Annotated in this window: 8 protein-coding genes; 2 read left to right on the top strand and 6 right to left on the bottom strand. The window is 43.3% G+C overall.

Annotated features, from left to right (window positions below; translation table 11 throughout):
* Window positions 1–232: 232 nt before the first annotated feature.
* The 3 genes from Q0241_RS15950 to Q0241_RS15940 all read right to left on the bottom strand — a co-directional run bounded on the left by Q0241_RS15950 (window position 233) and on the right by Q0241_RS15940 (window position 2,655).
* Entirely contained in the window at window positions 233–1,024 is a 792-nt protein-coding gene (locus Q0241_RS15950; protein ID WP_299379228.1) for an ABC transporter substrate-binding protein, read from the bottom strand.
* A gap of 176 nt (window positions 1,025–1,200) precedes the next feature.
* Window positions 1,201–1,470 (bottom strand): hypothetical protein, encoded by a 270-nt coding sequence (locus Q0241_RS15945; protein ID WP_299379227.1) that lies wholly within the window; start codon window positions 1,468–1,470, stop codon window positions 1,201–1,203.
* 186 nt (window positions 1,471–1,656) lie between these two features.
* Window positions 1,657–2,655, bottom strand: a complete 999-nt coding sequence (locus tag Q0241_RS15940) for a Gfo/Idh/MocA family oxidoreductase (protein ID WP_299379225.1) — start codon at window positions 2,653–2,655, stop codon at window positions 1,657–1,659.
* Between the two features lie 196 nt (window positions 2,656–2,851).
* Between Q0241_RS15940 and Q0241_RS15935 the strand changes: the two genes are divergently transcribed.
* Window positions 2,852–4,621: a sensor histidine kinase gene (locus tag Q0241_RS15935; RefSeq protein ID WP_299379223.1), complete on the top strand. Its 1,770-nt coding sequence runs from the start codon at window positions 2,852–2,854 to the stop codon at window positions 4,619–4,621.
* 38 nt (window positions 4,622–4,659) lie between these two features.
* On the opposite strand, the gene Q0241_RS15930 is transcribed toward Q0241_RS15935, so the two are convergent.
* From Q0241_RS15930 to Q0241_RS15920, 3 genes are all read right to left on the bottom strand, one after another.
* The gene (locus Q0241_RS15930; RefSeq protein WP_299379221.1) at window positions 4,660–4,893 is read right to left on the bottom strand and encodes a DUF2164 domain-containing protein; all 234 of its coding nucleotides are present in this window, start codon (window positions 4,891–4,893) and stop codon (window positions 4,660–4,662) included.
* Between the two features lie 88 nt (window positions 4,894–4,981).
* Window positions 4,982–5,779, bottom strand: a complete 798-nt coding sequence (locus Q0241_RS15925) for a cobalt-precorrin-6A reductase (RefSeq protein ID WP_299379219.1) — start codon at window positions 5,777–5,779, stop codon at window positions 4,982–4,984.
* Window positions 5,776–6,882 (bottom strand): cobalt-precorrin-5B (C(1))-methyltransferase, encoded by a 1,107-nt coding sequence (locus Q0241_RS15920; RefSeq protein WP_299379217.1) that lies wholly within the window; start codon window positions 6,880–6,882, stop codon window positions 5,776–5,778. Before Q0241_RS15920 ends, Q0241_RS15925 begins: the two co-directional genes overlap by 4 nt.
* 142 nt (window positions 6,883–7,024) lie before the next feature.
* Here Q0241_RS15920 and Q0241_RS15915 point away from each other — a divergent pair.
* Window positions 7,025–7,194: SAM-dependent methyltransferase (locus Q0241_RS15915; protein WP_299379230.1), on the top strand; the 170-nt coding region annotated here is incomplete at its 3' end.

Raw genomic sequence — 7,194 nt, 5'->3', positions numbered from 1 at the left:
GATAACCTTCGGGCGAGTTTTGCGCCACAAACTCGGCAGAGGCTTTGCAGCTTTCGTAAGTGGTGTAGGTTTCTGATCCCCCAATAGTCATTTCCTGTTGCCCGTTCAACAACGATACGAGGAAAAATGTAATTTTAAACATGGGAACGATCCTTCCTATGCTTAAAGTATATTCAATGTTTATGCCAAGGTGATGACGAGACTTGGGAAAAACTTTGACAGTAAAAGAAAATTAGCTGGTTTCAATGGGGGGCTTATAGCGCGATTTAATCGCGATCCATTCCGGGTCTGTGTTCATTTTCAGTATTATATCATCAAGAAATAGATGTACCTGTGGCAGATAACCGCTTATGAGCAAGCGCCGGAGAAAGGCACTGTGTTTATAGGGACTGATATATATATCTTGATCCAGTTTTCCTTCCCAAATCAGATACCGTGCGGAACTTTCTGCGATTATTGCAATGTCGGCACGTTCACCAAGTAGCATTTTAATCAGGTTCCGTTCGTGTGGGGCATTGATTCTGGCAAGTCTTCCTTTAGCGATTTCTTGGTCAATTGTTGCATAACGATGCCCAAGAACACCGCCGAGCATTAGATGCTTCAAATCGGTGATTTCCTTAATGTCGATAGGATTATCTTTTCGAGAGAAATAGATATTGCTGTCTGAGAGGACTGGCTCTGTCCAAAGGAAGCGTGATCTGGCGTTTATGCCAAACCATTCTGGTGATACCCAGGGAACAATAATGTCGCTGTTTGCATCAAGTAACTTGTCCAAACGTTTGCGAGGTATAATGTTAAGTTTAAACTGAACCTTGTTATCACTGTGCTTGTTTAAATAGCGAACCAGATCGTAACTAAGACCTTCGTTCTCACTTGTAATGAAGGGAGGGACGTTATGATAACTATAAATTTCATACTCTGCTGCATGCGTAACTTTTAGCGGAAGAATTGAGCCGAATGTGCAGGCCAGTAGGATTAGGAAATAAATACTTGTAAGTGGTGTTCTATGAAGATTAACGAGCATGGTTATAACCTTTGGGGGCTATAATCTTAAATGTGAGCCAATATATATTGGCAGTATATCATATAATTTTGTTTATAATTATTTTTCTATTATTGAGGGTGTTTTTGTGTGCTTAAAGTCTTATGGGCACAGTCTTACTATACGTATTGTGGAAGAGTTGATCTGTTGATAGCGGTTTATTTCAGCGTCAGATGAGTATGAAGTTCTTGCCATATGGCCTTGACGCTGGGAAGCTCGGACGACATGATTTCTTTCACCTTATGAAGGCTTTCTTCCGAAAAATTTGCACTTCTGAGTTTATCAATATGAACTTTGATAAACTGCCCGTTCTGGGCACAAGAAAATAATTCTGGGCTTACAGCAATATGACCGTCATCGGCCATCAGTATCAAGGGGCCATTGACCTGAATTTCATCTCCGCTTTGAAGAACTGCTTTAATTGTCATTTTGGTACTCAGAATTGATGAGCAAGTGCACGAGGTGGGCAATAATATAAACTGGGATATGAATATTTTATAAACATTTAATCATATTCAGTTTTTAAGTGTGAAAACCATAAAGTGTAAAAATAAAAAAGCAAGCTTTTGATCTTAACAAGTTCAACTACTGTTGGGTGCTCTAATGCCTTGTAGTTAGAGCTTTTCCCAAAGACCAGTTCGTCCCGCTTTATAAATAGCATCAATCATTCGTTGATTTTTCTGTGAATTTTCCAAAGAAAATATTTTGGATTTTATTGAAGGAACGTCACACAATACTGCTTGCGAAAATGCTTCTATCTGGAGTTTGTATTGGTTTGTTCCCGGAAAACGAAATTCTTGTTTTTGGGTGCGATTTGCGTTGTGAACGGTCACAGTATCTGCATCATAAAGTCCGGCGTTGAAAGGGGCTGATACGTCGATCCATCCCTTGTCGCCATGAAACGAGATTTCTTGCCTGTGTGCGAGTTGAGTTGACACATACATGGTCATTTCAAAGGAGCCGAAATCCGCGCGGCAGGATGCATAAGTATCTGTGCCAAAATCCTGATCAAAAGTTACCCGTGCAAAAACTGCGACAGGTTCAGCCCCTGTGACAAAACGGGTTGCGACAGTTGGATAAACCCCAATATCTGGTAATGCACCGCCCCCCAGCGCGGGGATATTTCGCATGTTTCGGGTATCTTTATTGAAGTAGGTGAACGCCGCTTGCACGTGGGAAAGAGCGCCAATGGTACCATCTTGGATCAAATTCCGTACTTTGTGCCATTGCGGATGGTACGTAATCATGAAAGCTTCTGAAATCAAAACACGATTTTTATCTCGTGCTTGAATAATCTCTTCTATTTGCGATGCTTTCAGAGAAATTGGTTTTTCACAAAGCACATGTTTTCCTGCATTTGCTGCCCGGATAGACCATTCCACATGATGCGACGTGGAGAGGGGAATATAGACAGCATCGACCAAATCGCTTGCGAGGAGCTCCTCATAAGAACCAAAGGTGTATGGGATAGAAAAGCGTTCAGCAAGGACGTCCGCTTTTGATTTATCCTGGCTGGCGATGGCAGTGATCCCAGCATCATTAGCATCGAATATTGTCGGAATTACGTGTTCTTCGCCGATTTTCGCCGTAGAAAGAATGCCCCAACACAACATGGTAAGTGTCTGATTTTGTTGTGATTTGCCATAAGGATGACGTCTTCTGAAAAAGAAGCAAGCGTAAATAATAGAGGGCTATTTGAACTTTTGGTCAAACCAATCTTGTTTTGCTCGATATAAGGGGGTAAAAGCTCAAAAAATAAACTTTCAAAGAATCTCCTAATACAGCTCTTTTTACAGGGACGACTTCAATATGCGCTGGTGGAATAACCCTCACTCGGTTCGTGCCCCGCTTATCCTGACGATCGGTTTCGTATTGATGGCGGGTTTTTTGATCACAAACTTCCTCAACTATCAAATTTCACGAAACAGCTTACGTGAAGCCCTGATTAATAATGAACTCCCCCTGACGAGTAATAATATTTATTCAGAAATTCAGCAGGATTTGTTGCAGCCTGTCTTTGTGGCCTCTCTTATGGCGAACGATATCTTTGTTAAAGACTGGTTGATTGAGGGTGAGAAAGATGTTGATAAAATTTCCCAGTATCTGGATGAGATCAGAACAGAATATGGTCTTTTTACAAGCTTCTTAGTTTCTGAGAAAACCCGTAATTATTATCATTTCAAAGGCTTAACGCAATCAATCTCTAAAGATGATCAGAATGATACTTGGTTCTTTCGGGTAAAAGATGGAGCATTAGAATACGAACTAAACGTTGATTTGAACGAAGCTCAAAATAATACGACAACTATTTTTATTAATCATAAAATTTTTGATTATAATGACAATTTTCTGGCAGCTGTTGGTGTAGGACTCAAGCTGGATACTGTGGCGGAAATCGTCGGGTATTACGAAAAAGTTTATGGCCGTCATGTTTATTTTGTCGATGATGCGGGGAAGATTCTGATTCGGTCAGAAGGGGCAACGATCGAAGACGATAATATATACTCTGCTGATGGGGTATCTGTCGTTGCAAAGGATATAATGGCAGCTGATAGTGGGTTCTTTGAGTATGAAAAAGCCGGAGAAGCCATGTTGTTAAATACGCGCTTCATTCCACAGCTGGGATGGCATGTTATTGTGGAACAGGAAGAGGCTCTGGCTTTAAGCGCTATTAAGGATGGCCTTTTGACCAACTCGTTGATTGGCCTGGCAGTTATTGTGCTGACTTTGATTATTGTTTTCTACGCTACCAATGCATTTCACTCTCGTCTGGAAATGATGTTGATTGAGGCCAAGATGGCCCGTAGACAACAAGAAGTGCAATCAAGCGAACTCGCGGCTTTGGCTGAACAAGAAGCTGTTTTGAATGAGCAACTTAAGTACGAGGTTGGGATTAAAAACAAGTTCTTTTCCATTATTGCTCATGATTTAAGAAGCCCTTTTACTTCGCTCTTGGGAATGACTCAAATGATGTCTCAGATGGCAGATAAGATGAGCAAAGAGAAGCTGGTCGACTATGCTTGCGATGTAAATGAAACAGGTAACCGTGTGTTTGATCTTCTACAAAATCTGTTGGACTGGTCGCGTCTTCAGATGATGGAAAATACTCTGGAAAAGCAATCCGTGGATCTGAGACAAGTTACGCAGGAAAATCTGGATGTTCTGGATCCTATTGCAGAAGAAAAAGGGATACTCCTTATAAATGAAGTAGAGAACATTGAGGCTTTTTGCGATCGCAATATGGTTTCGACGGTGCTGCGGAACTTACTCGCCAATGCTTTGAAGTTTTCGGCGAAAGGGGATAGCGTTTCTGTTTCGGCACAAAAAATTGCCGATATGATTGAGGTTAAGGTCTCGGATCATGGTGTTGGTATGTCTGAAGAGCAAGTTAAGAAGATTTTTGCTTTGGATGAAAAGACATCGACAATCGGTACAGGGGGAGAACACGGGACTGGATTAGGCTTGCCTTTATGTAAGGACTTACTCAGTCGTAACAAAGGCCGGATATGGGTGGATAGCACCCCTGGTAATGGATCAGATTTTTACTTCTCTTTACCAGCAGAACGTGGCCGCGATTAAGAGAAAACGGAATTTGTATTGAGTGATCCCAACTCGGGTTATTCTTCTGGTTCGTAAAACTCTGTATCGAGATCATCAAGTTTCTCGGCAAAATATTTTCGGGCGTCGGCGATACCTTGATTGTATTGTGACGGGCCAATTTTCTTCAGAAGGAAATCCACGATTTCTGCAGCACGGAACTCACTGATATTTTCATCAAACTCTGAGAAGTGAAAATTGATCAAAGCTTCGATAATGTCGGTTCTTCGTTCATCTTCAAGTTTGATCCGCATGATGTCAGGGCTTCCATTATCAGGTAGTGTTAAAAAATTGGGCTAGGCTTTTTGTGTGAGCTTAAGCTTACTCTCGAGAAGGTAAAAGTTACTCGGCTGAATAGCGATTATCTAACCATTCCAGACAACCTTCCACAGTGGGTATTACCATAGCTGGTGGCTGGGGCGGGCGGGCTATCATCAAAACAGGAATATTATGTTTTCTGGCGGCAATGAGCTTGGCACTGGTTGCGGTACCCCCTGAGTTCTTGCTGATCAGCAGGTCAATCTTTTCTTCTTTTATAAGCTGGATTTCTTCATTAAGCGTGAAGGGGCCACGTTGAAGTATAACTTTTAAATTTTGTTTTTCTGCTTCTGGGGCCGGTGGTTCGATCATTCGTGCGACGAAACGATGTTTTATAATCGAGGTAAAACCGTCGAGTTCTTTTTGGCCAGTTGTTAGGAAAATGGTTAAAGAAGTGTCCTGAGACTGCAAATAATCTTGTGCAGCCTGCATATCAGGTACATCAACCCATTCATCGTTTTCTTCTTTTTTCCAAGCCGGGCGCTGGAGAACAAGATGAGGAGTTTCAAGTTTTTGACAGGCTGTCCAGGCATGATCGCTAATTGTTGTAGCAAAGGGGTGTGTGGCATCTATAACGATGTCTATTGCGTTTGTTTCCAGATATTTCACGAGACCGTCGATACCACCAAAACCACCAAGTCTTTCGTTGCCGGATACTTGTTTACGGTTTGTTGTGACGCCAGCGCGTGATGTCGTGACGTGAAAGGTCGGTTTTTTCGACAGTTGTTCTGCAAGTTGATTGGCTTCGGTGGTGCCGCCCAGAATCAAAATGCGTGCTTGATCCAAGTGATGATTTATTTCGCCTAGTTCTCTAGAAGTCATTTTAAAAAGCCGGTTTTAGCCACAATAGTTCCGGGACGATCAATGATGATGATCTCTACTTCGGTGATATTATCTCGGGAAGTTCCCTTTAAAATTTTCAAGGCTTCTGCTTGGGCGAGAAAAGCAATTTTTTCAGCCAGAGGAATACCCTCGGCAAGACAACGCACAAGAACCTGATTGGCTGTATTCGCTATTTGTGCTTCCTCAATGATATCTTCCGGGGCTGATATCTCTCGCAGTCTATCGGCCAACCAGGACATATCGACCTGACTACGGCCAGAATGAAGATCCATATGGCCCATCGCTAGCTTTGTCAGCTTGCCAAAGCCACCGCCAATGGTAAGTTTGGGAACGGGGTGATCACGCAGATATTTGAGCATACCCCCGGCAAAATCCCCCATATCAAGCATATCTGTATCTTCAAGACCATAAAGGTCCATGACCGCTTTTTCCGATGTTGACCCTGTACACCCGGCAACATGCGGACGATTGGTTGCTATGGCGACGTCAATGCCGCGGTGTATGGAATGAATCCAGGATGAGCAGGAAAAGGGAATGACAACGCCTGTCGTCCCCAGAATGGATAGGCCGCCAAGAATGCCCAATCGCGGGTTCCATGTTTTCTGGGCAAGCTCTTTGCCATTAGGAATGGATATTTCAATTTCAACATCGCCGGGCAGACCGTGTTGACCCGCAACTTCTGTGATTACCTCGGTCATCATCTTTCTGGGAACTGGATTGATTGCAGGCTCACCCGCCGGAATAGGCAAGCCGGGCTTGGTAACCATGCCGACCCCTTCGCCAGCGTGAAAGACTATGCCGCTTCCAGGCACGCCATGGCGCACTCGAGAGATTATCGTGGCATGATGGGTGACATCCGGATCGTCGCCCGCATCCTTTATAATTGCTGCCATCGCTGAGCAATCGTCTTTTTCTTCTCTGCAAAGAGCAAAAGCGGGTTGCTCTCCTTTTGGGAGAGTTATAGTAACAGGATCTGGAAATTGATTTGTTAGAAGAGCTGTATAAGCCGCTTTGGTTGCCGCAGTGGCACAGGCACCAGTGGTCCAACCTCTTTTCAATTTTCCTTCGGGTTTTCGTGCCATGACAGTATAATGCTAAACCGTTATTCTATTGATCGTTCGGTTTTACTTCTGAAAGAGAAACAGAAAGTAACACCAGTTTGGGGTATCTTTCCAAATTTAGGTACCTGCAAAGTGAAGCTACACGAGAAGGACAGTGTGATAAATGGATAAACTGCCTCTAGACCTTCCAAATTTTGAACCCGGCTGGGTTTGGCTTGTCGGTGGTGGACCGGGTGATGCTGGCCTTTTGACACTTTATGGGTTGCATGCCCTGCGATCTGCCGATGTTCTGATATATGATGCGCTGGTCGGCGAAGATATCCTGAAGATGGC

Source organism: uncultured Kiloniella sp., assembly GCF_937128705.1.
Taxonomy (GTDB): Bacteria; Pseudomonadota; Alphaproteobacteria; order Kiloniellales; family Kiloniellaceae; genus Kiloniella.
Note: the sequence above shows the minus strand (reverse complement) of the source record. Positions and strands in the feature narration are given on the sequence as shown.

Bases quoted from the DNA above. Each gene is read 5' to 3' on its own strand.
- Q0241_RS15935 (WP_299379223.1), top strand. From the start codon at position 2,852: ATGCGCTGGTGGAATAACCCTCACTCGGTTCGTGCCCCGCTTATCCTG.
- Q0241_RS15925 (WP_299379219.1), bottom strand. From the start codon at position 5,779: ATGACTTCTAGAGAACTAGGCGAAATAAATCATCACTTGGATCAAGCA.
- Q0241_RS15930 (WP_299379221.1), bottom strand. From the start codon at position 4,893: ATGCGGATCAAACTTGAAGATGAACGAAGAACCGACATTATCGAAGCT.
- Q0241_RS15950 (WP_299379228.1), bottom strand. From the start codon at position 1,024: ATGCTCGTTAATCTTCATAGAACACCACTTACAAGTATTTATTTCCTA.
- Q0241_RS15920 (WP_299379217.1), bottom strand. From the start codon at position 6,882: ATGGCACGAAAACCCGAAGGAAAATTGAAAAGAGGTTGGACCACTGGT.
- Q0241_RS15940 (WP_299379225.1), bottom strand. From the start codon at position 2,655: ATGTTGTGTTGGGGCATTCTTTCTACGGCGAAAATCGGCGAAGAACAC.
- Q0241_RS15945 (WP_299379227.1), bottom strand. From the start codon at position 1,470: ATGACAATTAAAGCAGTTCTTCAAAGCGGAGATGAAATTCAGGTCAAT.